Consider the following 24,264-nt stretch of genomic DNA (forward strand, 5'->3'; position numbering starts at 1 on the left):
GATGGCTCCGTAGCCGGCTGGTAACAGCGAGGCCGCACCGTCAGGTCTCGGGCACCCGATCAATACGGGTGAAGCTTCGGATAGGGATCCTTGTCCAGTAACAAGTCATGACCGCTACACGATCAAGGAACTGGATCGAGGCGATGTTCGCTACCGGAGGGCGATAGGACTCGTTCTCGACCTATTCCGGAGTGGCTTCGTACTCGGGCGAGGTGCAGGCGTCCTTCTCCCCGGGTCAAGGGAGGCTCTCCGGGTCATGGGAGGGCCGTTCGACGGTCGTACGGCTTCCGCGAGAGGAGCAACGATGGGACAACAAACCCCGCCACCGAAGCCGCCTTCAACCCCTGGACCGGGGCAACCCAACCCTCTAGGTAAACCCCACTGAGGTCCTAACGAGAGCCCCGGCTCCTACTTTGGTAGGAGCCGGGGCTCCTCGTCACTGAGGGCGATTCTCAGGACTAGCTCGACGACATCCCCTGCATGATGAGGTACTCCTGTCCGGACAGGTGGAAGTCCTGCAGAGCGTTTCCGCCGTTGGCCGCGGTGATGTACTTGTCAGCCATCGTCTGGGTGGGGGTGTCGGCCCCAAGCTCCCGGAAGAACCGGGCGGTGCCGATCTCGGACGGGGTGACAATGGCGCGGGTGCCGTGCTTTGCGTGACCAGGCTGATCAAAAATGACCTTGAATGCAACGACCATTGTGGTTACTCCTTGCGGTGTTGTGGGTGGTGTGTAGGCATCGCCGTTGTACTGCCAATGCCACGGCTCGTTAGAGAAGGTCTGCGTGAAGCCGTAGGTGCTCGCGTTCGCGACCAGCCAGGGATACTGCCTGTTCCAGATGTCGACCGCGGTTCCCCACCCGTGGCTCGATTGGCCTAGCGGAGCGATGCCGACGGGACCCTCTGGATTATCGATGAGGTTTTGTTGCATGGCGAGATCGCGGTAGCCACCGTCTGGCGAGGTCACCACCATGGTGACTCCGGTCGAGGAGGCACACGCCGCGACCATCGCCAACCAGGCTGCCGCGGTGTTAATGTCCAGCGGCACTGAGCCACTACTTCCCGGCACCATCGTCAGCTGGTTCGCCGGGACCTGCCCATTGGTGGAGGCGATGGCTTTGGGAGCAGGTCCCGCGACCGCTGCTATCGTCGCTGCGATGAACGCTGCGGCCGAAGCGGCAAGCACTTGTCGGCGGGACCAGCCTTGGTCAGGTGTGGTTTCACTGTCCGTATCGGTCACATTCACAGACTGTCTTAGGGTGAGATTTTCGATCAGTCGGCTCTTCGGAGGACCAATGGGGGACGCAGGCAGACGCTCCCTCGTACAGTTGTGACGAGCCGGGCGCACCGCATCAGCTTGGGAGAGCCGACCAGACGTGGTCCCGCTGCCCACCGAAAACCGACGCCTCATCACGCGCCGACCCAGGTGCGGGCGCCCGGTGCTCTGCGGATGGTCGAGGCCAAAAACTGGGGTCTTGTGTGCGGCGGCGAGATGGTCCACAGTATCGACCCCAGCGTCCAATAGACGTTCCTCACCCAAGGAGAAACCCGTGAAACATTACATACCCATACATGAGACCGGATCTCGACCTGACCGCTCCGCGTCATCGCGTTCTAGGTCGGTCTCACCCATAAGAGCCACGAGCATCATCGCGATGCTTGTGGCTCTTTTCATATTCGCCCCCGCCGTTCCAGCGGTTGCCGCGGCACCCGTAGCAATCTCCGGAACTGCGAAGTGCCTCAACTCGATGCCCGTCGGTGTTTGGATCGAAGCAGAGAGCAGCACCTCCGGCTTCGCGGAGTGGAAAACGCCGATCGTTGTTGGCGGGCTCACCTCAGCGAAGTACAAGTTCAACCTGGACCGGGGCGGCCGCTACGCCGTTCACGTCGGGTGCGGAGGAAGCGCTGAGGACTGGGCGCTCGACCTTCCATCTGATTGGGTCGACGGCAACAAGAACAACTTCGTCTGCAACGACATTCACCCCGCCCTCAGCGCCGCCGCCGGCGCCGTTCTCAAGAAACTCGGCAAGGCAAGAGCCGCACTCGCGCAGGGGATTCCATACGGCACCTGCGTCACTCGCTAAAGCAACACAGGGTCGTCCCTGCACGACCAGGGCACGACTCGAGCGGCCCCTCCTACGCGGCCTATCGCTTCGCGGGAGGGGCTGCTCATCTCTGTGGGTCAGTGGGCAGCGCGGCGTATCGTTCTGAGGCGCGAGGCACAAGGCACAAGGCACAAGGCACAAGGCACAAGGCACAAGGCACAAGGCAGTGTTTTATCCATCTCCCTGCCCCTCGCCGGCGCCGGTGCTTTCGGGGTCAACTTCCAACTCAAACTCGATCGTCGCGAGGAGATCTGACCCCCCGACTGGTTTACCGATCCAGGCTTCCGCGAGCGTCCTCTCGAGCGGGTCTACGAAAACCTCCACCGCACGGAAGACGTCCGACAAGCTCGCCGTCGTCCCATAGGCGGTTAACGTCACGTGGTCGAGCTGATGACCGAAAGACCGCCCCATCGGGACAGGCATCTTCCCGGCGCCCCGCAGTCGGCGAATGCCTCCGGGAATCAACGAGAAGCCTTGAACGAGGGAGCCATCTTCAGCAACGAGACGCAGCCAGCTAAGGCCGCCCCAGGTGGGGGTGGCGTTAGCTGCGTGACCGATCACGGTCCCTTCGAGGTGCTGAATGTCGTTTCGAAGAGAGTGGCACGGCTCGAGAGCAGCACGTAGGTCCCGAACACCGGGGGTGCTTCTTTGCACCCCATTAGGGGCCTGAGAGAGGAGCTTCCGAAGCCGATCGGCCGAATCAACTATCGCCCAGGCGTCGAGCATCACTCCTGGTACGAGCCCTTCCGCAAATCCCCGGACAGACAGCAGGTCGAGGCCGCTGACCAACCGGTGGTAGGAGATATTCAGCATCTCGATCGCGAATCGCACCCCGTCATAGAACATCGCCTCACGCGCGGGGAGATCACTGGGTAAGCGTGTCAGGGGTGACTCGACGCTAAGCATGGGGTGACCTTCCGGAACGGCGTGCCTGGTCGATGGAGTCCGAAAGTACATCGAGTTTCACCGCCAGCGCCTGAATGTCAGCTTCGCTGCACCGACGATGCCTACGTCCAGACTTCGTGGTCGGCGCCGTCGAGCTGGAACTTGACCTCCGCCGCGCGCTCGGTCCAGGCGATCGCGTACGCGTCGAGCTCGACGGACCGAGTCGGGAACGGCACCCATACGACGACGGAATCGGTGCCTCACCATCACGGATGGGGCCGCCGACTTGGCTCTCGGTGAGGGTGAGAGGGCGGGGTCGGAGAACGGCCGCGGCGATCTTGGCTCGCGTGAGGTCGCTCCCGTATAGGCCCCGTCGGTCGCGTCGGGCGTCCTGTCATCCTCTCGAGACGGTGACCCGTGCCCCGCTTTGGGAATCGGGTAACGTCCCCTACCGCCTGAATCGGTGATGTGACCCCAGATACGACATCGAATCTCCTGCCTGTCTTCGCAGTCCTCCTGCTCGTCGGGGGAATCAGTTACGTCGTCAACGGAGTCACGACTAGGGCGAAAGCCCGGCGCGACATCAAGCGGCGCACCGAGAATGCGGCCGTCCTCGGAATGCGATTGGACCTCGAGCTTGGACCGCTCAGCGACGAGGAGCTACGCCAGTTCCGCAGATTCCTGGCGACCCACCTAGCCGTGATCGGGGTTGCCTCGACGGAGAATGTCCGCTCGTTGATGGCCGACGCCCGTGCGCGGACGATTGAGGATCAGGAACAGGCCAAGGCTGCAGCAGCACGGTCTGAGTGAAGGCCCTGGGGAGCAGTAGCGATTCACGCAGGCAGGCGCACCATCCCGCACTCCGGGCAGGTCAGGGCGGCGCTTCGGGCGTCCCGTCGACCTCGAGCGGGATGAGGCACTGGGGGCTGTTGAGCCAACCCGCGCCGCCCAGTCGTCATCGTTGACTGGGCTGATCGGAAGCGATCGCGGACGGTCTCGGCTTGCTCCTGCGTTAGGTGCCACCATGGCGTGACGGAGCGGTTCAGTCGCCCGTACTTCTCGCTGAGGTAGTCGCGGATGACCTTCTGGGGGATCCCTAGTTCGCTCGAGAGTTGCGGGGTGTCATGTGCTTGCTGTTCATGCGGTGAGTGTAGGACGCGGCGCGTCGGCGGTTGTCCACCGAGGTGACGTTCACGCGGGGATGTGCTCCCATGTGGGAGCAGAAGCATCCGGTGACCGCTGTAGATCTTGGTAGAAGTCCCAGCCGTGGTCTCTGTTGGTGAAGATCCGTTCGCGAGTTTCTCCGCTGCCGTCGACGGGTCTCCACGTGACGCGGTAGTTGAGGGTGGCGTCTTCGTAGCCGCTGGTCGGTTCGTGTCTCATGGGTCAAACTCCCCCGGGTCTGTGGCGAAAAGTAGGGCGTGCGACGAGACGGCGGGTCGGCTGCTGTCTGGCAGGCATCAGTGGCCGGTGTTCTCGCGGCGCAACCGGTATTCACGTTCACCTTCCCAGATACGGATGAAGGTGGAATACGACTTCTCCCCATCCCGCCCCTCGACCCAGTGCACTTCGAACGTGTCGCCTGGGTCTAGCGAGACGCCCACCGCGTAGCCGGCGGACTGAGGCAGCATCTCGGTGTTGATGAGAAACGGGGAGATGGGCTTGCTGCGGCCGCGGGCGTCCCACGCGCTCAAATGCTTCACCTCGTAGCGCCCCTTGTGGAGGGCTCGAAGCAACCAGTCCTCGCCGACGCCGGGGAAGAGCACGAACGCGTATGCCTGACGCGCCCGGTAGGCCCTGAACTTCTCCTGGCCGTAGCGGAGGAAGTATCCGACTACCGCCGCGGCGATGGTGACGAGGGTCGGGAGAAGCTCGTCCATGAGGTCATGTTAGCCGCCGGCTTGCGCGAGTTGAGCAGGTCACGAACCTGTCCCGATCTGAGTTGAAGAGTGGCCCTTGGCGCTACCCGAACCCGGGGGCCATCGTGCCCCCCGTCTACCCACGAACGCGAACACCCGGGGAGAGTGACAACCTAATTTCGCCGTCCATCAGCCACACTCGAGCGTCGGTGGATGTCCACACAATGGAGGACATGCTCCCCCCCGAAGAGCTGTCATTGCTCACGTTCCAAGACACCCACCCCCAGCACCGCGGAGCGAAAGAGGCCGCCATCCGAACCCGCTTCGGCATCGGCTCCGCGCGGTTCTATCAACGCGTCCACTCGCTCGTCCGCAGACCCGACGTCGTCGCGGAGTACCCGCAGCTCGCTTTTCGGATCCTCCGCCTCGAGGAGAGCGCCGAGCACCGCCGCGAGGAGCGATCCCGCATGCGCCGCGTCGCCTGATTGCCCCACGTCTGCCCCACGCGCCCACCTGAGACCAGAGTGCGGCCGCACTTAACCAGCCGCTGACCTGGGCGTTTATCGGTGGGCCCCGTCGGGCTCGAACCGACGACCCGCGGATTAAAAGTCCGCTGCTCTGCCAACTGAGCTAGAGGCCCGCGGCACAAGATTAGCGCGAACGCGTCCAGGGTTCGGGCGCTGAGTCGGGTGAGGCTGCGGCCGGCCGGTCTCGGTACGCGCCGCGCGCTACTCGGCCTCCGGGAGTCCGGTCGGTCCTGAAGGGCGAAGCGCGAAGGCTGCGCGCTACTCGACCTCCGATGCGGCTCCGGTCTGGAAGAGTGGGGAGATGAGCAATGGCGTCGTCGCACCGCAAGGCAATGGGTTCGCGACCGCGGCTCTCGTGCTGGGAACCCTCGCGATCGCTCTGACCCTTCTCGCGCTCGCACCCGACGCCGCTGTCCAGAGCATCGGGGTCATCGCCTACCCGATCACGATCCTGTCGGGCGTCATGGCCATCGGCTTCGGAGTCGTCGGCGCGGTCCGTGCGCGCACCCGCGGCAGGATGGCGCGCGCTGTCACCGGAATTGTCTTCGGCGCCATCGCCGTCTTCCTCCCCCTCTCCGTCGCCCTCATCGCCTCTCTGCTCGGCTGACTGACAGCGCACCGGGAGGGCCCGGGCTCGATGTGCCACGGCCCTACCGTCTGGGCTAGTGTCGTGCTCACCCGAACCCGCACACTCTCTACCCGAAAAGAGCGCCGCAATGCAGCGTCTGCTCGCACGTCCACCGATCCTGAAATCCACCCTGACAGGAGCGGCGATCGCGTTCGCCCTGGCACTCTTCGCCACGAGCCCCGCTCACGCGGCCGGCACGGTGTCGGCACTGCCCGATGTGCCGACGTCCGCCGGGTTCTGCGAGCACGGACCCGACGACAGCTCCTGGCTCGCTGCCGGCGCCGAGGGCCATTGGCAGACCGACTCCTCAGGGCTGAGCTACGTACTCGACGAAGGCAGCACCTTCGACACCGCGATCGACACCGCCGGCGGTCGTCTTTCCGACACCGGCGACTCGATCAGTTGGACCTACTCGCAGGCCGACTGCGCCACCGCTCCCGCACAGACCCCCTCAACCGAGCCATCGCCGGCGGCACCGGCAGCCGCGGCACCGACCCCGAGCGAAACGGTCGCGACGCCCGCTGCTGCTCCCGCCGCGGTCCCGAGCCCCGTGACCCCGAGGCCGGCCGCGCAGCAGACCGAATCGTTCGCGAACCCGACACCCGCGAAGGTGACCGCCGCACCTGCGGCCGACTCCGCGAGGATCCCGGCGACCACTGCCCAAGCCGATCCCGCCGTCGAGCCCGAAACCGGCGGCGGCGGACTGATCGGTCCCGGAGCCTTCAGCGACTCCTTCCGGGCAGCCCAGACGATCGGCATCGTCATCGTCGGCCTGGCCGGCGTCAGCGCGGGAAGCCTCGGGTTCGCGTTCCTCTTCGGACGGGTCCTGTCGCGACGGGACAGCTGAAACTCAGCTCCACCAGCAGTGCGCCCGCCGCCGATGTCGGCGGTCGCGGGTAGAAAGAATCGGTGCCGGCACCTCGAAGCACCCCGTTGCTGCAGATCCGACGCATCTATGCCGAGGAGGCCGCACTCGCGCTGCCTCGCGGCCAGGACATCGTTGCCCGCTGGCCGGAAGCCGAGATCGTGCCCGTCGCCTCGCACTGGCTGATCCCGGAAGTCCACGGCGATGAGACGAACGTCTCCCGGTGGGTCCGCATCAAGACCGAAGCTCTCGTGCTCGGCGTCAAGAAGTCGCTGACCACGAGGCTCAACGGCCGCTCCGCCGACTTCATCGCCCCATCGACCGCCAACGGATGCGCGATGGCCTGCGCGTACTGCTACGTTCCCCGACGCAAGGGCTACAGCAATCCGATCACGGTCTTCGCCAACATCGAGCAGATCACCGCTCACCTCGCCCGGCACATCCACAAGCTGGGGCCGAAACACGAACCCAACCAGTGCGACCCCGAGGCGTGGGTCTACGACATCGGGGAGAACAGCGACTGCTCCGCCGACGCACTCGTCTCGGACAATGTCCGAGACCTCTGCGACCTGTTCCGCATGTCGCCCACGGCAAAGGCCTCATTCGCCACGAAATACGTCAACCGCGACCTCCTCGACTGGGACCCGCTCGGACGCACCCGCATCCGCTTCTCGCTCATGCCCCAGGCCATCGCGAAGGTCACCGACATCCGCACCTCCCCGATCGCGGACCGCATCGCGGCGATCAACGACTTCGTCGATGCGGGGTACGAGGTGCACGTCAACTTCTCGCCCATCATCCTCACTCCGGACTGGCTCACCGCGTGGGGCGAGTTGCTCACGCAACTGGCCGACGGCCTCCATGTCCGCGCGAAAGCCCAACTCGCGGCCGAGGTCATCTTCCTCACCCACAACGAGCAACTGCACGAGGTCAATCAGGGCTGGCACCCCAAGGCCGAGCAACTGCTCTGGCGCCCCGATCTGCAAGAGCCGAAGCTGTCGCAGAACGGCGCCCTGAATGTGAGGTATCGACGAGACCTCAAAGCTGGGGCGGTCGAATCCTTCCGCGGCCTCGTTGCTCGCCTGCTTCCGGAATGCACGATCCGCTACGCCTTCTGAGCACCATCAGGACAGGCGCCGGATGCCCCAGCTGGTGATCCATTCATCGCCCGGCTCGAGCCACTGGAGACCCTCACCCGTGTTGAAGGCGTTCGCCGGTGCGGTCATCGGCTCGACCGCAACCGCGAGCTCGGTGCCGTCCGGGCCCGTGAAGTCGGCCTTCGTGAACGCCTGCACGTAGGCGAAGTCCTCGCCGGCCCACAACTCGGTCACGACGCCATCGGGTGCCGAGAGGCGGTGACGGAACGCCCCCTCGATCGGGTCGATGCCCGTATAGGCGACGTCGAGCGACAGATCGCCGACACGACGCCCCCCGCTCAGATCCATCTCGGTTCCCGCGACCGGGCCGGTGTGCGTGGGGATGTTCCTCTCATCGACGTGGAACCGGGTCTCGGCGGCGATGGTCAGCGTGAGGTCATCGACGGGCGTCGCGCCGGCGCGGAGATACGGGTGCGACCCGATGGCGACGGGAGCCCTGCCCTCCCCCGCGTTGACGATGCCGTGCGTCACCACGAGACCTTCGTCGTCGAGCTCGTAACGGACGGACGTGTTGAGCAGGAACGGATAGCCATGCTGCGGGAAAACCGTCGCCGACAGGGTGATCGCGTGATCGGAACGATCGGTGACGCTGTACCCGGTGTTGCGGAGCAGCCCGTGCGACGCATTCCCGGTCGACGGCTCGGTGACGTCGAGGGCCTGTCGTTCCCCCTCCAGTGTCCACGTCGCACCCGCGATGCGGTTCGGCCACGGGACCAGCACGATCCCCGCCGCGGACGGCGCGATGCCGGCGTCGGGGTACCTCTGGACGAGATCGACGCCGCCGACGGACAGCGAACGGATCCCGGCGGCGAGCTGCGCGATGACGGCCTCGACGCGCCCGAGGGCGCCGTCTCGCTGGATGAGGTACTGATCTCCCGTGGCAAGCATGGCGCCAGCCTAAACCGCCCCGCACCCGCGACGAACCGCGCAGAGAACCGCACAGAATCGCCCGGAACGTACCCCCCGCATACCGCTCGGTTGAACCACCGAACCTGCGGATTACCTGATGAAATCGCCGGAAAAGGGCCATTTCGACTCCGGATTTCGGATGTTTGTACCCCGTTGGGTTGACACCTCTCGGAGACGGACGTACTTTCTTCGGACAGCGCCGGGGGGCGCTCGGAAATCACCGGGGGAGGTGAGCCGGATGAGTGATCGCAGCGAAGCGCGCGAGTTCTCATCCGTGCTGCGCGCCGTTCTCCTGGGCGCCGGACTCGCCGCGACCTGGTTCGCCGCCTCGGCACTCCTCGACTCCCCCGCCGCGCACGCTGCCGAACCCACGGGCGCGACCGCCCCGGCGGGCCTGCTGTCCTCCACTGACGGGCTGCTCGACGGTGTCGACGGAGCGCTCGACTCGGTCGGCGGAGTCGTCGACGAGGCTCTCACCGCCGTCGGCAGCACGGTCGACTCCGACCTCGCGTCCTCCGTCGTCACGCCGGTCGCCGAGACCGTCGACACGGTCGTCGTCGACGTCGTCGCTCCTCTTCCCGTCGTCGGCCAGCCGGTCGTCGACGCCACCGGCACCGCGCCGGTGACAACAATCCTCGCCCCGGTCGCGTCGACGATCGATTCCGCGCTCGGGGCGACTGGGGAGGCCGTCGGCGACGCGGGGGGCGTCGTCGACGGCCTGCTGGATGTCGACCTTCCGTCGACCGTCACGCCGATCGTCGGCAGCCACGGACCCGTCGTCGGGATCTCTCTCCTCGCTGCATCGGCGGGCGTTCCGAACACGGATGTCGCCGCTCTCCCGACCCGGACCCCGTTCACCGCTCCGGCGGCGAGCGCAGCGCTCGTGGCCGTCGAAGCGGCTCTGCCTGCTTCTCCGGCGGTCCCCGCCCCGGCGCCGGGAGGCCCCCGCGGGCCGCTCGACGTGCCCACGGACGGCACCACGAACCCGTCGAGCTCCGGCTCCGGGTTCGCGGCTCCCGCGGCCACCCTGGGGGATCGCTACACCTCTGCTTCCGCCTCGGCGGTCACCGGCTTCGCCGACAGCGCCTGGGCGCTCGTCTCGGCAACCTACGACACCGACACCTCTCCTGACTGAGTGAGACCCTCTGCCCGCTTTGCCGGGGCAGACACGGTCATCCGCGCACGACGTGCGCACCAATCCACTCATTCATCTCAAGGAGACAGTCATGTCCAGAATCACCTCACGGGTGCTCTACGGAGTGCTCTTCGCCGGGGGCCTCACGCTCCTCGGCGCAACCGCCGCCAACGCGGCCGAGACCACCGGGGACGACTCGGTGCTCGGCGGAAGCCAGGTGGTGCCCGGCATCACCGCACCGGTCTCGGTCGACGGCCTCGCGGTCAGCCTCTTCGGCGACAGCAGCACCGCTGCTCCCGCCGAGCAGGCACCCACCGCTCCCGTCGACACCGCTCAGCCGGCAACGACCGACGGCTCCTATTCGGTCGCCGGAGGGACGCAGGTGGCACCCGCCGTCGCGCTGCCCGTCACTGTCGAGAACACCGCGGTGTCGGTCTTCGGTGACAGCAGCACCGGAGGGTCGTCCGATCCCGCCTCGATCCCGACCGCACCGGCACCCGCTACGGCGCCGGTGACTACCGGGGACGACTCGATCGGCGGCGGAAGCCAGGTCGCGGGCGACGTGTTCGCTCCCATCTCGGTGTCGGGCGTCGCGCTCGCCCCGTTCGGCGATGCGACCAGCGGCGGAACCTCGACCGCTCCGGCCGCTTCGTCTCCGGCGGGCGGCAACGCGTCGACCGGCGGTGAGGACTCCACGCTGGGCGGTACGCAGCTCGTACCGGCGATCACCGCGCCGATCTCGGTGGGCGGTCTCGCGATCAGCCTGACGGGTGACAGCAGCACCGGTGGGACGGGAACCCCCGCCACGACCGGCAGCACCGGCACCGGAACCGGGGCCGTCACCGACGGTGACGACTCCACCCTCGGAGGCACGCAGGTCACGCCCGTCGTCACCGCTCCCGTTTCCATCGGCGACCTCGCCGTCAGCCTGACCGGCGACAGCAGCACCACCGGAACGGGAACGACCGGCACCACCGGCAACACCGGCACCGGAACCGGGGCCGTCACCAATGGTGACGACTCCACCCTGGGAGGAACGCAGATCGCTCCGATCGTCACCCTCCCCGTCACGATCGGCGACATCGCGGTCAGCCTCACCGGCGACAGCGAGACGACCGACCCGGGAACGCCGGTGACCCCGGGCGAGGAGCCCGGTGAGGAGCCGGGAACGGACCCGGGCACCACGCCGGGTACCACGCCGGGAACCGGAGTGACGACGCCGACGACGACCGGATCGGGCACGGCTCTGGCCTCGCTCGGCACGCGTCCCGCCGGAGCCTCGCTCGCCTCGACCGGCGCGGACGTCGCCGGCCTGTCGATCGCGGCGCTGATGCTGCTGTTCCTCGGCGGCGCCTTCGTCGCTGCGAAGCGGCGCACGGTTTCGAAGCGGTAGCACCCGACGCTTCGAAAGAAGGAGCCCTCCCCGCACATGCCGTGCGGGGAGGGCATCCGCCTGCCCCTCGGCGGGCCGCGGCGGGGGCCCTCTCGATAGTGTTGGCGGCAATGGAACTCACCTCTGGGATCACCGCGCGGCGCAGCGCGCTGGCCGACGGACGCGAACTCATCTACTACGACGACGCCGACACCACCCTCGGGCCGGAGCGCGCGCTCGATCTGCGTGATCTGCCCGAGCGACCGCCGACCGCGTCGATGCGGCAGGACGTCCTCACCGGCGACTGGATCTCCGTCGCGGCGTCGCGACAGAACCGTGCCTTCCTGCCTCCCGCCGAGGCCGACCCGTTGTCGCCGCAGACACCGACGAACCCCTCCGAGATCCCGAGCCTCTACGACGTGGCCGTCTTCGAGAACCGCTCTCCGTCGTTCGGCCCACTGCTCGTCGACGCCGCCGCACCTGAGGGTCTTGCAGATCTCGGGCGCATTGGATTCGACCGCACCCGCACGTCGGTCGGGCGCTGCGAGGTCGTCTGCTTCTCCCCCGAGCACGAGGGATCGTTCGGATCGCTCAGCGAGTCGCGCGCCCGCACCGTCATCGAAGCGTGGGCGCACCGCACCGACGAGCTCACCCGGATGCCGGGCATCGAGCAGGTGTTCCCGTTCGAGAATCGCGGGCAGGACATCGGGGTCACCCTCCACCATCCGCACGGGCAGATCTACGCCTACCCCTACATCACACCGCGCACCACCCGGCTGCTCGCGTCGATCGACGAGGTAGGGCCCGACCTGTTCGCGCGGATCCTCGACAACGAGCTCGCCTCCGGACGGGTGCTGCTGCAGGGCGAGCACTGGACCGCGTTCGTTCCGTTCGCCGCTCGCTGGCCGGTCGAGGTGCACATGCTCCCGCACCGGCACGTACCCGACTTCGCCGAGACGACGACGGCGGAACGGGATGAGCTGTCGCGCCTGTACCTCCGCCTGCTGCGCGGGATCGATGCGCTCTACCCGACCCCGACGCCGTACATCGCGGCCTGGCACCAGGCGCCGGTCAATTCGCATCGCGACGAGGTGCGCCTCATGCTGCAGATCACCTCGCCGAGACGAGCGGAGAGCAAGCTCAAGTACCTCGCCGGATCCGAGGCGGCCATGGGCGCCTGGATCGGCGACATCGCCCCGGAGACCGCTGCCGACATGATCAGAGAGGCGCTCGAACGGGTATGACAGACCTGCGCTCCACGACCCTCGCGGGATTCGCCGACCGGTTCGGGCACACCGCCCTCTCCCTCTGGTCCGCCCCCGGTCGTGTCAACCTCATCGGCGAGCACACCGACTACAACGAGGGCTTCGTCTTCCCGTTCGCGATCGATCGCCGCACCTTCGCCGCCCTGCGCGCACGACGCGACGGCATCGCCCGTGTGGCGTCGTCGCTCTCGGACGAGATCGTCGAGATCCCGCTGGCGTCGCTCGACCCCGACGCGGTGCACGGCTGGTCGGCCTATCCGCTCGGGGTGGCGTGGGCGCTCGGCCGGTTCGCGGAGCTCCAGCCCGACCGTCCGGGATTCGACCTGTACCTCGACTCCGATGTGCCGATCGGCGCCGGGCTGTCCTCCTCCGCCGCGATCGAGAGCGCGGTCGCCCTGGCACTCGACGACCTGTGGGAGACGGGGCTGAACCGCCGGACCCTCTCCCGCGTGGGCCAGCTCGCCGAGAACGTCGCCGTCGGCGCCCCGACGGGGATCATGGATCAGTCGGCCTCGATGCTCGGCGAGGCGGACGCCGGCGTCTTCCTCGACTGCCGCTCCCTCGACGCGGAGGTCATCCCGCTCGGCTTCGGACCCGCCGACCTCGCTCTCGTCGTGATCGACACCGGCGTCGCGCACGCTCACGCGACCGGCGGCTACGCGGCGCGACGCGCGTCCTGCGAGGCAGGTGCACGCGCCCTCGGAGTCGAGGCCCTGCGCGATGTCTCCATCGCCGATCTCGAGGACGCGCGCCGCATCCTCGACGACGAGACGTTCCGCCGGGTCCGGCACATCGTCACGGAGGATCAGCGGGTGCTCGACACCGTGCGCACCCTCCGGGAGCACGGTCCCACCGCTATCGGGCCGCTGCTCACCGCGTCGCACGCGTCGATGCGCGACGACTTCGAGATCTCGGTCCCCGAACTCGACCTCGCGGTCGAGGCGGCCCTCGCGGCGGGCGCGCTCGGCGCACGGATGACCGGCGGAGGCTTCGGCGGTGCAGCCATCGCCCTCACCCCCGTCGACCGGATCAACGACGTCGCCGCCGCCGTGCGATTCGAGTTCGGTTCCGCCGGTTTCGGGGCCCCCACGGTGTTCACGGTCGCCCCCTCCCAGGGCGCCCGTCGCGAGGACTGAGCCCGAGGTCGCCGCGTCTGCATCTCGGACCGAGCACCGCCCGAAGCGGTGGATCGGGCTCGTTAGGCTGACGCTGTGGCGGTCCTCGACCTGAATTGCGACCTCGGCGAGGAGGTGGGCGACGACGACGCCCTCTTCCCCCTCGTGACGAGCGCGAACATCGCCTGCGGATTCCACGCGGGTGACGCGGCGACGATGACGCGATCCGTCGCACTCGCCCTGGCCAACGAGGTCGCGATCGGCGCTCATCCGTCGTACCGCGACCGCGAAGGCTTCGGACGGCGTGAGATGTCGCCGCCCTTCGCTGCCCTCGTCGACGACCTGGCTGAACAGGTCGACGCGCTGACCCGCATCGCCGCCGACTCCGGCGCCCGACTGGCCTACCTCAAGCCGCACGGCGCGCTCTACAACCGCATCGTTCACGACGACCTGCAGGCCCGGGCTGTCGCCGAGGTCGCTCGGGTGTCCGGCCTGCCCTTGTTGGGCATGTCGGGCTCCGCGCTCGAGCGGGCTGCCGCTGCGGCGGGTTCCGGGTTCTTCCGCGAGGCGTTCGGCGATCGCGCCTACCTGCCCGACGGAACACTCGCACCGCGAACTGTCGCCGGCGCCGTCATCACCGATCCCGCTCGCGTCGCCGAACGCGTCCTGCGCATGGCGGAGTCGCGGAGCGTCGTCGCGACCGACGGATCGATCGTCCCCCTCGAGGTCGACTCCGTCTGCCTGCACGGCGACACCGACGACGCGGTCGCGATCGCCCGGGCGGTGCGGGCGGCGTTGACGGGCTCCGGGGTTCTGCTTGCGGCGTTCTCATGAGGGTGCTCCCCTACGGCGACCGCGCACTGCTCGCGGAATACGGCGACGCCGAGGAGACGATCGCCGCCTATCGCGCCCTCGAGGCGACGCGACCCCCGGGCGTCGTCGCGCTCGTGCCCGCCGCCCGCACGGTGCTCGTCCGCGTCGAACCCACCGCCCTCACGCTCGGCAACGCGGAGCGGTGGGTCAGGGAGACCGAGCCGATCGAGAGCGAGGACGATCCGGGAGCACTGGTCGTCATCCCCGTCCACTACGACGGACCCGACCTGTCGGACACCGCCGATCTTCTGGGGATGAGCGTCGCCGGACTGATCGCCGCGCACTCGGCAGCCGACTGGCGGTGCGGTTTCGTCGGCTTCTCCCCCGGCTTCGGCTATCTCAGCGCGGCGGACTGGGCGCACGAGGTCCCTCGGCTCGCGACATCCCGCCCGCGGGTGCCCGCCGGCTCCGTCGCCGTCGCAGCGGGATTCGCCGGCGTCTACCCACGGGAGTCGCCGGGCGGCTGGCGGATCCTCGGTCGCACCGACGCCGACCTGTGGGACGTCGACCGCACGCCGCCCGCGCTGCTCATCCCGGGCGCACGGGTCCGGTTCGAGGCGATCCCGTGACCACGTCACTGACCGTCATCGAGCCGGGCGCCCTGCTGCTCATCGAGGATCTCGGCCGCGCCGGCCTCGAGCATCTCGGCGTCGGCGCCTCCGGAGCGTCCGACCGGCGCGCGCTCGCTCTCGCCAACCGCCTCGTCGGCAACCCGGAGGCGGCCGCCGGCCTCGAGCTGCTCATCGGTGGCGCGCAGCTCGTCTTCGACTTCCCCGCATGGATCGCCGTCACCGGCGCCTGGGGCACCGTCATTGCGGGCGGGCGGAGCGTCGAGCCGCATACGGCCACCCGGATCTCCGCGGGCGAGTCCGTGCGGTTCGGGATGGCCGACCGCGGTCTGCGCTACCTCGTGGCGATCCGCGGCGGAGTCGAGGTGCCGGTCGTGCTGGGGTCCCGGTCCCGTGACACCCTCGCCGCCATCGGCCCTGCGCCTCTCACGGCCGGCGATGTCGTGCCGGTCGGCTCCGAGCCTCCCTCTCCCATCCCCGGCGTCGACGTCGTGCCGGTGGATCCGCCCGGCGACGGGACGATCTCTCTCGCTGTCCGGCCGGGCCCGCGAGCCGACTGGTTCGGCTCCGCGGCCCGCGCCGCACTCGTGAGCGACGAGTGGACCGTCTCGCCGCGGTCCGACCGGACGGGCCTGCGCCTCGAAGGTCCTGCACTCGGTCGCGTGATCGAACGGGAGCTGCCGAGCGAGGGCACCGTGCCCGGGGCCATCCAGGTCTCGTCCGACGGCGCCCCGACCGTGCTCGGGGTCGATGCTCCGGTGACGGGCGGGTATCCGGTGATCGCGGTCGTCATCGGCCGCGACCTCGACGCCCTCGCGCAGCTGCGCCCCGGACAGCGGGTGAGACTCCACTACGAGTGACCGCCATCGCGTCGCTGCGCTCGGCGGCCGGGCTCGTCAGCGGAGCGCGCGCTCCGCTGACTCGACGACGTTCTGGACGAGCAGCGCCCGGGTCATCGGGCCGACTCCTCCCGGGTTCGGGGACAGCCAGCCCGCCACTTCCTCGACACCGGGCGCGATGTCGCCCGTCAGCTTCGCCTTGCCCGTCTCGTGGTCGATGACCCGGGTCACCCCGACATCGAGCACGGCGGCGCCCGGCTTGATCCAGTCGGGCTGCACGAGATGCGGGACGCCGACGGCGGCGATGACCACGTCGGCGCGACGGACCTCGGCCGCGAGGTCGGGCGTGCGCGAATGCGTGAGCGTGACGGTGGCGTCGACGCCCTTGCGCGTGAGCAGCAGCCCCATCGGACGACCGACGGTCAGCCCGCGGCCGACGACTGTCACGTGCTTCCCGGGCAGCTCGTAGCCATGCCGGTGCAGCAGCTCGATGATGCCGGCGGGCGTGCACGGCAGCGGCGAGTTCAGCGGACCGTCGACCCCGAGAACGAGTCGGCCCAGGTTCGTGGGGTGCAGCCCGTCGGCGTCCTTGGCGGGGTCGATGAGCTCGAGCGCCGCGTGCTCGTCGATGCCGGCGGGGAGGGGCAGCTGCACGATGTAGCCCGTCACCGCCGGGTCGGCGTTGAGCGCCCTGATCGCGTCGAACACCTCGGCCGCCGTCGCCGTCTCGGGCAGGTCGTACCGGATCGACTCGACCCCGACCTCCGCGCAGTCGCGGTGCTTGCCCGCCACGTACGCGCGCGAGGCGGGGTCGTCGCCCACGAGCAGGGTGCCGAGACCCGGGACGACTCCGCGCGAGCGGAGCACGTCGACGCGGTCGCGCAGCTCGGACTTGATCGCCGCAGCGGTCGCCGTGCCGTCGAGCCGGACGGCTGTCATGCGCCCGCGATCGACGAGGCGAGCGAGGCGTGCTCGAGCGGCTGACCGCTCGGGCCGAGACCGGCGTACAGCGGGAAGCGCTCGGCGAGTGCGCGAACCCGCTCGCGGGCGGAGCCGAGGTCGGCGCCGGGGGTGAGCACGTCGGCGATCACGTCGGACACCTCGGTGAACTCGGCATCGTCGAAGCCGCGGGTCGCGAGTGCCGGCGTGCCGATGCGGACACCCGAGGTGACCATCGGCGGGCGCGGGTCGAAGGGCACGGAGTTGCGGTTGACGGTGATGCCGGCCTCGTGGAGGAGGTCTTCGGCCTGCTTGCCGTCGATCTCGGAGTCGCGGAGGTCGGTGAGCACGAGGTGCACATCGGTGCCGCCGGTCAGCACGTCGATGCCGGCAGCACGGGCGTCGGGCGAGGTGAGTCGCGACGCGAGGATCTGCGCACCGCGGACGGTGCGCTCTTGACGGTCGACGAACTCGGGCTCGGCCGCGAGCTTGAAGGCGGTCGCCTTGGCGGCGATCACGTGCATGAGGGGGCCGCCCTGCTGACCGGGGAAGACCGCCGAGTTGAGCTTCTTGAACAGCGACTCGTCGTTGCTCAGGATGAAGCCCGAGCGGGGTCCGCCGATGGTCTTGTGCACGGTGCTCGACACGACGTGCGCGTACGGCACAGGCGACGGGTGCAGCCCGGCGGCGACGAGCCCGGCGAAGTGGGCCATGTCGACCCAGAGGATGGCGCCGACCTCATCGGCGATCGCACGGAACGCGGCGAAGTCCAGCTGTCGCGAGTAGGCCGACCAACCGGCGATGATCACCCGCGGCCGGTGCTCGAGAGCCTTGGCCCGGACGACGTCCATGTCGATGCGGAAGGTCTCGGGGTCGACCCCGTAGGCGACCGCGTTGTAGAGGCGGCCCGAGAAGTTGAGCTTCATGCCGTGGGTGAGGTGACCGCCGTGGGCCAGTTCGAGCCCGAGGATGGTGTCGCCGGGCTGCGCGATGGCGGCGAGCACGGCGGCGTTGGCCTGCGCGCCGGAGTGGGGCTGCACGTTGGCGAAGTCGGCGCCGAAGAGGCTCTTGGCGCGGCTGATCGCCAGCTCCTCGGCGATGTCGACGAACTCGCAGCCGCCGTAGTAACGGCGACCGGGGTACCCCTCCGCGTACTTGTTGGTGAGCACGGAGCCCTGCGCTTCGAGGATGGCGCGGGGAACGAAGTTCTCGCTCGCGATCATCTCAAGGGTCGACTGCTGACGGCCGAGTTCCTTCGCGAGCACATCGGCGATCTCAGGATCGACGACGGCGAGCGACTCGAGGAACTGGGAGGGAACGGATGAATCGGACATAGGGGCACTCCTCACTGACAGTGGTATCCACGAAGCCCAGGCGTACGGCCCCGTCGGTGTCAGTCGTTCCCCGGTGGTGATCCACCTACTGGGGAGGTCTCGGAAGCCTCCGCCACGCCAGTCGCGACGACGTCAGCCTAGCAAACCGTCGGGAGAACCGACCAGCGGCCGAGATGAACGCGAGCCGACTTTCAGCGCGCGGCGTCGACCGCGGCGAACCGGGCGCCCGGTCCCGTTCTCCACGATGTCGCCAGTGAACGGGGCAGCAGCCAGGCGAGGACACGGAAGCGCACGGGGCGACTGCGACGCATCGCCCGGAGCAGATCGCGGATCTCACCGCGCGGCAGGTCGATCGGGATATCGCGCGACTGCCCGAACCGGTCGCGCTCGGTGAGCCCGCGCCAGCGGATCAGCGCGGCGGCGTCGCCCGGGTCGAGCTCGACCGATGCCTCGATCGCGGCGGCCAGTTCGCGCGGCGACATGCTCGGTCTCGCGAGTCCGAGATCCTCCGCGCTGTCGTGCAGTTCGTCCCAGGCCGCCGACACCGTGGCCGAACGAGCGAAGCGGGCACGGCGTCGCATGATGCGGGTGATGGCGGGGGCGAGGACGAGGGCGAGCACGCCGACGGGGAGGAGCAGCCACCAGGACAGCCCGGTGAAGCCTGTCGTGGCCGACGTGTCGGTGGGGCCGCCGACGTTCTCCTCGCGGGCGGCCGCCGACGTCGTCGGGGTCGGTTCGGGTGCGGTCTCCTCGGTCGGCTGAGCGGCCGCGGCGGCCGCCGTGGTGTAATCGGGCACGCTTCCGCGGCCGGGCGTCGGCTCGAACCGGGTCCATCCGACGCCTTCGAAGTAGAGCTCGGGCCAGGCGTGCAGATCGTGCGAGGTCACGTCGTAGGACGTGGGGTCGAGGATCTGCCGCTCCCCCGGCTGGTAGCCGACGGCGATGCGGGCCGGAATGCCGAGCTGCCGCGCCATCACCGTCATCGTGGATGCGAAGTGCACGCAGTAGCCGCGCTTCTGATCGAGGAACGCACCGATGACGTCGAAGCTGTCGCCGTCACCGTCGGCCTGCTCGGGGGTCGACTCGTCGTAGCGGAAGTCGGAGCCGCGCAGGTAGTTCTGGATCGCGATCGCCTGGTCGTACCCGTTCACCTCGTCCGCGGTGATCTCGGCGGTCGTCTCGCCGATGATCGCCGGGATGTCGTCCGGCAGTTCGAGGTAGCGCTGGAAGGCGACGGAATCACTGGATGGCGCGGAGCGCAGCTGTTCCGCCGTCGGCTCGATCTGGAGCGAGTTCACGGTGTAGACGCCCGCGTACTGCCCGTCGCGGCGAACGCCCGCGGTCAACGACTCGGGGTCCCACGCCCATTGGCCGGGCGACTCGATCTCGACGCTCGTCGCCGGGTACGGGATCGGCAGCCACCGACGCTCCGCGAAAGCGTCTTCGACCACGGTTGAGACCTCGGCCCGGGTCACATCGCCTGCGAGGCCGGGCACCGCGGGGAACTCATCCACCGTGCGCGCACCCTGCGGGCTCTCGTCGAGAGGGGTGGCCTCCCAGTCCTCCCCCGTGAGGTCGTCGATCGTCACGACTCGCAGATACACGGGCTGGTCGCTGGTCGTCGTATAGCTGAGGGCCGGGACGTCGAGCCCTCGTCGCAGGTGGTCGCCCAACCGGACGAGCGGATCGCCTCCCGAGGCGAAGACGGGGAGGAGCCCGCCGGTCGACGCGGATGCGTCGCTCACGGCGGGCGCCGTCGTCTGGCCGATGAGACCGCCGAAGATGGCGAGAACGGCGACGATGACGGCGGCGACGAGCGGCGTCCGAGGCGCATCGCGGCGACGGTCGAGCCAGATCATCGCGAGGACGAAGACCAGCGTCAGCGTGATGATTCCCAGCTCGGACTCGGACGACACGGCTCGGCCGGGTGCGACCGCGAGCGCCAGGGGCCAGAGAGCGGCGAGGACCGGCGCGCGCGCGGACACGGCGAGCGACTCGACGACGATCGCCACGGCGGTGATGCCGCCGGCGAGGATGAAGTCGAGCCCGGAGGCCTCGGCGGCGGGGATCGACTCGACCCTGATGTGCTCGACCGCCGAGAGGATGAGATACCGGACCTGCTCGACCGTGTCGGCGGTGGGGATGATGCCGAGGGCGAGCGTCTGCTGAGCGAACAGGGCGAGCAGCATCACGACGGCGGCCACCAGGGCGGCGAGCGTCGGGATCGGCCAGGCCCGCCAGCGAAGGCGGACAGCCGCGGCCGCCGCGACGGCGACGGTCGAGACGATCGCCGCCTTCCACCACCATCCGCTGCCCTCGACGAGAGTGCCGAAGCTCGCCGATGCCGCGAGGACGGTGAGGAGGGCTGCGGCGCTGACCGCGAGCCCGGACCCCTGCGGGCGGCGGGCGCGGCGGGGCTTCGGCACGGTGGCGGAACGCTCAGACACGGGCCGACCCCATCGATGCGGAGCGCCACACCTCGGCCATGTCGACGGATTCGTCGAGAACCGGGACCGCGCGCCAGCCGGCGTTCCAGAGCACCTCGGGCGCCTCTCCCCCGTCGACGATGATCGCGGCCGCGGCGCTGTGCGGCGCGCGGTGCAGGGCGAGCTCACGCCACTCGGGCGCGAACATGCGCCCCATGATCGCGAACACCGGAGCAGGACCCTCGCCCTGGAGTCCGGCGATCACGTCGAGGTAGTCGGCGCCCGGTTCCGCGGTGCGACGAGCGACGGTCGCGAGTTCGATGAGAGACTCGCGAGGGGTCGCCCGGTCGTAGGCGTTGGTGCTCTCCGGGGCCGTGAGCACCAGGGTCGCCCCCGTGCCCTCGGTGGACAGGTGCGCGATGATCGACGCCGCGAAGCTCACCGCCCACTCGAACGCGGCCACGGTGGCCCAGTGCTCCCGCCGGTTGTCGAGCAGCACGATCGCTCGCGCGTCGTCGTGGCGCTGCTCCTGGCGCACCATGAGCTCGCCGCGGTGCGCGCTCGCCCGCCAGTGGACGTGCCGGAGCGCATCGCCCGCACGGTACTCGCGAGCGATCACGTCATCCTGTCCGCGGCCCATCATGGTCGAGCGGACGGCGGCATCCGAGGCCGCGATCGGTGAGGCGCTCGTGCCCCCGAGCGCGAAGATCCGAGGCAGGACGAGCAGCTCGTCGACCGATCCGCTGGTGCGCTCGTGAACGCTCAGCCCGAACGGGTCGGAGCCCTGGATCGCGAAAGGACCGACCGTGAAGCGACCGCGCCTCTGGGCCTCGATCGTGTACGACAGTCCGACCCGCGCCTCCTGGGTGACACCGGCGGGGATCGGCGGCAGCGGACGCCATGAATGCTGACCGAGCTCGTCGGGCATGTCGTCGCGCCAGAGGCCCGCCGCGCGCGGCATCCAGGTCGGGTTGCGCACGCTCAGCGTGACGGTCGCCGTGCTCGCGGCTGCGACGAGGTCGGGAGAGATCCGCCGTTCGACGATGAGCCGACCCGAGCGCGACCGCGCCCAGACGACCGAGAGCAGGACGAGCACCAGCAGGGTCGCCCCGATGTAGAGGAGTGCGCGCCACCCGGTGGAGTAGGCGACGACGACGACCGTCGCCGATCCGGCCAGCAGCGACCAGCCACGGAAGGTGAGCCGCTGGCCCGCGAGCTTGAGCCGGGACTGACTGGACGGCACGATCAGTCCCGCGGCACCGGGATCGAGTCGAGGACCCCCGTGATGATCTCGGCAGACGTCTGCGACTCTCCGAGGCCCCGTCCGAGCGACTCGCGCGTCGGGAGGATGCGGTGCGCGAGCACCGGCACGGCGAGGGCTGCGACGTCGTCGGGCAGGACGAAGTCGCGGCCGTCGATGAGTGCACGGGCGCGCGCCGCTCTGGCGAGCTGGAGGGTCGACCGCGGGCTCGCGCCGAGACGGAGAGACGGGTGACTGCGCGTCGCCCGGATGATCGCGAGCAGGTACCGCTCGACGGCTGAGGAGAGGAAGACTCCGCGCGCGGCCTGGATCAGCGCTTTGATGCCCTCCGCGTCGACGACGGGCTGGACGCTGTCGATGGGGCTGGACTGCTCCCGACTGCGGAGCATGGCCAGCTCGGCGCGTTCGTCGGGATACCCCATGGAGATGGTGGCCATGAACCGGTCGCGCTGCGCCTCGGGGAGCGCGTAGGTGCCGTCCATCTCGATCGGATTCTGCGTCGCGATGACCATGAACGGGGTGGGCAGCGCCCAGGTGCGCCCATCCACGGACACCTGGCGCTCCTCCATGCTCTCGAGCAGCGCCGACTGCGTCTTGGGCGATGCGCGGTTGATCTCGTCGCCGATGACGAGGTTCGCGAACACGGCGCCGGGCTTGAACTCGAACTGCCGCGACCCCTGGTCGTAGACCGAGACACCGGTCACGTCGGAGGGCAGCAGGTCGGGGGTGAACTGGATGCGGCTGACCGATCCGCCGGTCGACCGGGCCAGCGCCTTGGCCAGCATGGTCTTGCCGACGCCGGGCACGTCCTCGATGAGGAGGTGCCCCTCGGCGATCATGACGGTGAGCGCCATCGCCGCCGCTTCGGGCTTTCCGTCAATGACTGTGGTGATCGCCGCCAGAACATTGGAGGCGGTCTGAGGGAGATCCGAGACCAGTTGAGGGTCGGGTGCCATAGGTCCTCATATCGACGTCGATTGGGTGGCGTTCACACTAGCCGACGCTCGTGACCCCTTAGCTGGACGTCGCGTGGCCTCCATCACGACCGCGATGACGACCCCGACGAGCATCGTGACGGCCCCGATCCAGGGCAGCGTCTCGAGGCCCAACGACCCCAGGATGAGAGCTCCGACGAGCGCCCCGCCGCCGATGCCGACGTTGAACGCGGTCGTCATCCACGCCGAGGCGTTGTCGCGTACACGCAGCGACGCGATCTGCATCATGTGCGTCTGGTACAGCGGGGCGACGAAGCCCTGCAGGATGCCCCAGAAGATGAGGAGCGCGATGACCGCCCACGGCACCCCGGCGAACACGGCGAGCCCGATGAGGGCGACGGCGGAACCGGCCCCGGTGACGACGATGGCGAGGACGGGGAACCGGCTCGCCGCCATGCCCGCCAGCAGCAGGCCGATGATGCCGGCCCCGCCGTAGAGGAAGAGGAGCGGACCGACCGCCGAGGCGTCGAAGCCGAGCGGACCGATGATGTAGGGCGCAATGTAGGTGTAGAAGAGGTTCTGGCCGGCGATGATGACGATGATCACCACGCAGAAGGCGAGCACGGTCGGAACCGTCGAGTCGCGGCGAAGGGGCAGGGCGATCTCGCCCGTGGAGAGCGGAACACCGTGCGCGACCGTGGGCAGGAGCTTCCAGACGAGGGCGGCGCAGACCACCATGATGGCGGCGATGATGAGGAACGCGATCCGCCAGCCGACCGCGTGGCCGAGCGCCGTCGCGAGCGGCACACCGAGCACGAAGGCCGCCGATCCGCCCGCGCCGGTGATGGCCATGGCCTTGCCGAGCTTGCGGGGCTCGACGAGGTGGGCCGGGTAGGCGCCCACGCAGGCCCAGAAGAGGCCGTGGGCGACGCCCGCCACAACGCGCGCGGCGACGAGGAACTCGTAGCTGGGCGCGAGCGCCGAGCCGAGGGTGGCCAGGGCGTTGAGGCAGAGGACCGCGATGACGAGGGTGTGCCGCGGGTACTTGCGGGTGAGGGCCGCAAGCGGGGCCGTCGCGATGACGACGGTGCCGGCGAAGACCGTGATGAGCAGCCCGACCTGCGCCTCGGAGACGCGCAGGTCTCGGGCCATGTCGGGCAGCAGGCCGGTGGGGAGGAACTCACCGGTGATGGAGACGAAGATCGCCGCTGCGAGTACCGCCAATCCGAGCGTGGGGAAACGGGCCGGAGTGGAGGGGATCTGCATGA

Annotated in this window: 23 protein-coding genes, 1 tRNA gene and 1 riboswitch; of the genes, 13 read left to right on the forward strand and 11 right to left on the reverse strand. The window is 69.0% G+C overall.

Going from position 1 to position 24,264, the window contains the following annotated elements; all coding sequences use genetic code 11:
• Nucleotides 1-458: 458 nt before the first annotated feature.
• Complete coding sequence (locus DDQ50_RS00130) at nucleotides 459-1,238, reverse strand: M15 family metallopeptidase (protein WP_165829627.1); 780 nt, start codon at nucleotides 1,236-1,238, stop codon at nucleotides 459-461.
• 415 nt (nucleotides 1,239-1,653) lie between these two features.
• Between DDQ50_RS00130 and DDQ50_RS00135 the strand changes: the two genes are divergently transcribed.
• On the forward strand, nucleotides 1,654-2,082 hold the full coding sequence (locus tag DDQ50_RS00135) for a hypothetical protein (protein ID WP_133245867.1): 429 nt from the start codon (nucleotides 1,654-1,656) through the stop codon (nucleotides 2,080-2,082).
• Nucleotides 2,083-2,274: 192 nt separating this feature from the next.
• Here DDQ50_RS00135 and DDQ50_RS00140 read toward each other — a convergent pair whose 3' ends face one another.
• On the reverse strand, nucleotides 2,275-3,009 hold the full coding sequence (locus DDQ50_RS00140) for a hypothetical protein (RefSeq protein WP_116754726.1): 735 nt from the start codon (nucleotides 3,007-3,009) through the stop codon (nucleotides 2,275-2,277).
• 447 nt (nucleotides 3,010-3,456) lie between these two features.
• On the opposite strand from DDQ50_RS00140, the gene DDQ50_RS00145 reads away from it, so the two are divergent.
• Nucleotides 3,457-3,798 carry a hypothetical protein gene (locus DDQ50_RS00145; RefSeq protein ID WP_116754727.1) on the forward strand — a complete coding sequence of 114 codons (342 nt, stop codon included), beginning with the start codon at nucleotides 3,457-3,459 and terminating at the stop codon, nucleotides 3,796-3,798.
• A gap of 650 nt (nucleotides 3,799-4,448) precedes the next feature.
• Here DDQ50_RS00145 and DDQ50_RS00150 read toward each other — a convergent pair.
• Complete coding sequence (locus DDQ50_RS00150) at nucleotides 4,449-4,868, reverse strand: hypothetical protein (protein WP_116754728.1); 420 nt, start codon at nucleotides 4,866-4,868, stop codon at nucleotides 4,449-4,451.
• Between the two features lie 212 nt (nucleotides 4,869-5,080).
• Between DDQ50_RS00150 and DDQ50_RS00155 the strand changes: the two genes are divergently transcribed.
• Nucleotides 5,081-5,332 (forward strand): DUF3263 domain-containing protein, encoded by a 252-nt coding sequence (locus DDQ50_RS00155; RefSeq protein WP_165829628.1) that lies wholly within the window; start codon nucleotides 5,081-5,083, stop codon nucleotides 5,330-5,332.
• Between the two features lie 82 nt (nucleotides 5,333-5,414).
• Here DDQ50_RS00155 and DDQ50_RS00160 read toward each other — a convergent pair.
• Nucleotides 5,415-5,487, reverse strand: a tRNA-Lys gene (locus DDQ50_RS00160).
• A 188-nt stretch (nucleotides 5,488-5,675) separates the two neighbouring features.
• On the opposite strand from DDQ50_RS00160, the gene DDQ50_RS00165 reads away from it, so the two are divergent.
• The 3 genes from DDQ50_RS00165 to DDQ50_RS00175 all read left to right on the forward strand — a co-directional run bounded on the left by DDQ50_RS00165 (nucleotide 5,676) and on the right by DDQ50_RS00175 (nucleotide 7,985).
• Nucleotides 5,676-5,981, forward strand: a complete 306-nt coding sequence (locus DDQ50_RS00165) for a hypothetical protein (protein WP_116754730.1) — start codon at nucleotides 5,676-5,678, stop codon at nucleotides 5,979-5,981.
• Nucleotides 5,982-6,090: 109 nt separating this feature from the next.
• A complete protein-coding gene (locus tag DDQ50_RS00170; protein ID WP_116754731.1) occupies nucleotides 6,091-6,849 on the forward strand; it encodes a hypothetical protein in 759 nt (252 codons plus the stop codon).
• Between the two features lie 62 nt (nucleotides 6,850-6,911).
• Nucleotides 6,912-7,985 carry a spore photoproduct lyase family protein gene (locus DDQ50_RS00175; protein ID WP_240614183.1) on the forward strand — a complete coding sequence of 358 codons (1,074 nt, stop codon included), beginning with the start codon at nucleotides 6,912-6,914 and terminating at the stop codon, nucleotides 7,983-7,985.
• A gap of 6 nt (nucleotides 7,986-7,991) precedes the next feature.
• Here the strand turns inward: DDQ50_RS00175 and DDQ50_RS00180 are convergent, their stop codons facing one another.
• Complete coding sequence (locus DDQ50_RS00180) at nucleotides 7,992-8,912, reverse strand: aldose 1-epimerase family protein (RefSeq protein WP_116754733.1); 921 nt, start codon at nucleotides 8,910-8,912, stop codon at nucleotides 7,992-7,994.
• Nucleotides 8,913-9,171: 259 nt separating this feature from the next.
• Here DDQ50_RS00180 and DDQ50_RS00185 point away from each other — a divergent pair, with 259 nt between their 5' ends.
• From DDQ50_RS00185 to DDQ50_RS17425, 7 genes are all read left to right on the forward strand, one after another.
• Complete coding sequence (locus DDQ50_RS00185; RefSeq protein ID WP_116754734.1) at nucleotides 9,172-10,068, forward strand: hypothetical protein; 897 nt, start codon at nucleotides 9,172-9,174, stop codon at nucleotides 10,066-10,068.
• A 91-nt stretch (nucleotides 10,069-10,159) separates the two neighbouring features.
• Nucleotides 10,160-11,461, forward strand: a complete 1,302-nt coding sequence (locus tag DDQ50_RS00190; protein ID WP_116754735.1) for a hypothetical protein — start codon at nucleotides 10,160-10,162, stop codon at nucleotides 11,459-11,461.
• Nucleotides 11,462-11,571: 110 nt separating this feature from the next.
• Nucleotides 11,572-12,684 carry a galactose-1-phosphate uridylyltransferase gene (gene galT, locus DDQ50_RS00195; protein WP_116754736.1) on the forward strand — a complete coding sequence of 371 codons (1,113 nt, stop codon included), beginning with the start codon at nucleotides 11,572-11,574 and terminating at the stop codon, nucleotides 12,682-12,684.
• On the forward strand, nucleotides 12,681-13,841 hold the full coding sequence (galK, locus tag DDQ50_RS00200) for a galactokinase (protein ID WP_116754737.1): 1,161 nt from the start codon (nucleotides 12,681-12,683) through the stop codon (nucleotides 13,839-13,841). The genes galT and galK overlap by 4 nt, the downstream gene beginning before the upstream one ends.
• A 75-nt stretch (nucleotides 13,842-13,916) precedes the next feature.
• A complete protein-coding gene (locus DDQ50_RS00205) occupies nucleotides 13,917-14,654 on the forward strand; it encodes a 5-oxoprolinase subunit PxpA (RefSeq protein WP_116754738.1) in 738 nt (245 codons plus the stop codon).
• On the forward strand, nucleotides 14,651-15,262 hold the full coding sequence (locus DDQ50_RS17420; RefSeq protein ID WP_116754739.1) for a 5-oxoprolinase subunit B family protein: 612 nt from the start codon (nucleotides 14,651-14,653) through the stop codon (nucleotides 15,260-15,262). Before DDQ50_RS00205 ends, DDQ50_RS17420 begins: the two co-directional genes overlap by 4 nt.
• Nucleotides 15,259-16,122 (forward strand): 5-oxoprolinase subunit C family protein, encoded by an 864-nt coding sequence (locus tag DDQ50_RS17425; protein ID WP_116754740.1) that lies wholly within the window; start codon nucleotides 15,259-15,261, stop codon nucleotides 16,120-16,122. The genes DDQ50_RS17420 and DDQ50_RS17425 overlap by 4 nt, the downstream gene beginning before the upstream one ends.
• Nucleotides 16,123-16,158: 36 nt before the next feature.
• On the opposite strand, the gene DDQ50_RS00220 is transcribed toward DDQ50_RS17425, so the two are convergent.
• From DDQ50_RS00220 to DDQ50_RS00245, 6 genes are all read right to left on the reverse strand, one after another.
• A complete protein-coding gene (locus tag DDQ50_RS00220) occupies nucleotides 16,159-17,040 on the reverse strand; it encodes a bifunctional methylenetetrahydrofolate dehydrogenase/methenyltetrahydrofolate cyclohydrolase (RefSeq protein WP_116754741.1) in 882 nt (293 codons plus the stop codon).
• Nucleotides 17,037-18,374, reverse strand: coding sequence for a serine hydroxymethyltransferase (glyA, locus tag DDQ50_RS00225; RefSeq protein WP_116754742.1), 1,338 nt, complete (start codon nucleotides 18,372-18,374; stop codon nucleotides 17,037-17,039). The genes DDQ50_RS00220 and glyA overlap by 4 nt, the downstream gene beginning before the upstream one ends.
• A 27-nt stretch (nucleotides 18,375-18,401) precedes the next feature.
• Nucleotides 18,402-18,509, reverse strand: a riboswitch (ZMP/ZTP riboswitch).
• A 56-nt stretch (nucleotides 18,510-18,565) separates the two neighbouring features.
• Complete coding sequence (locus DDQ50_RS00230; RefSeq protein ID WP_116754743.1) at nucleotides 18,566-20,821, reverse strand: transglutaminase TgpA family protein; 2,256 nt, start codon at nucleotides 20,819-20,821, stop codon at nucleotides 18,566-18,568.
• The gene (locus DDQ50_RS00235) at nucleotides 20,814-22,043 is read right to left on the reverse strand and encodes a DUF58 domain-containing protein (protein ID WP_116754744.1); all 1,230 of its coding nucleotides are present in this window, start codon (nucleotides 22,041-22,043) and stop codon (nucleotides 20,814-20,816) included. Before DDQ50_RS00235 ends, DDQ50_RS00230 begins: the two co-directional genes overlap by 8 nt.
• Before the next feature lie 2 nt (nucleotides 22,044-22,045).
• On the reverse strand, nucleotides 22,046-23,017 hold the full coding sequence (locus tag DDQ50_RS00240; protein ID WP_116754745.1) for an AAA family ATPase: 972 nt from the start codon (nucleotides 23,015-23,017) through the stop codon (nucleotides 22,046-22,048).
• A 6-nt stretch (nucleotides 23,018-23,023) separates the two neighbouring features.
• Nucleotides 23,024-24,262: an MFS transporter gene (locus tag DDQ50_RS00245; protein WP_116754746.1), complete on the reverse strand. Its 1,239-nt coding sequence runs from the start codon at nucleotides 24,260-24,262 to the stop codon at nucleotides 23,024-23,026.
• Nucleotides 24,263-24,264: the final 2 nt, after the last annotated feature.

The sequence above is a fragment of the Amnibacterium flavum genome (assembly GCF_003097495.1).
GTDB lineage: Bacteria > Actinomycetota > Actinomycetes > Actinomycetales > Microbacteriaceae > Naasia > Naasia flava.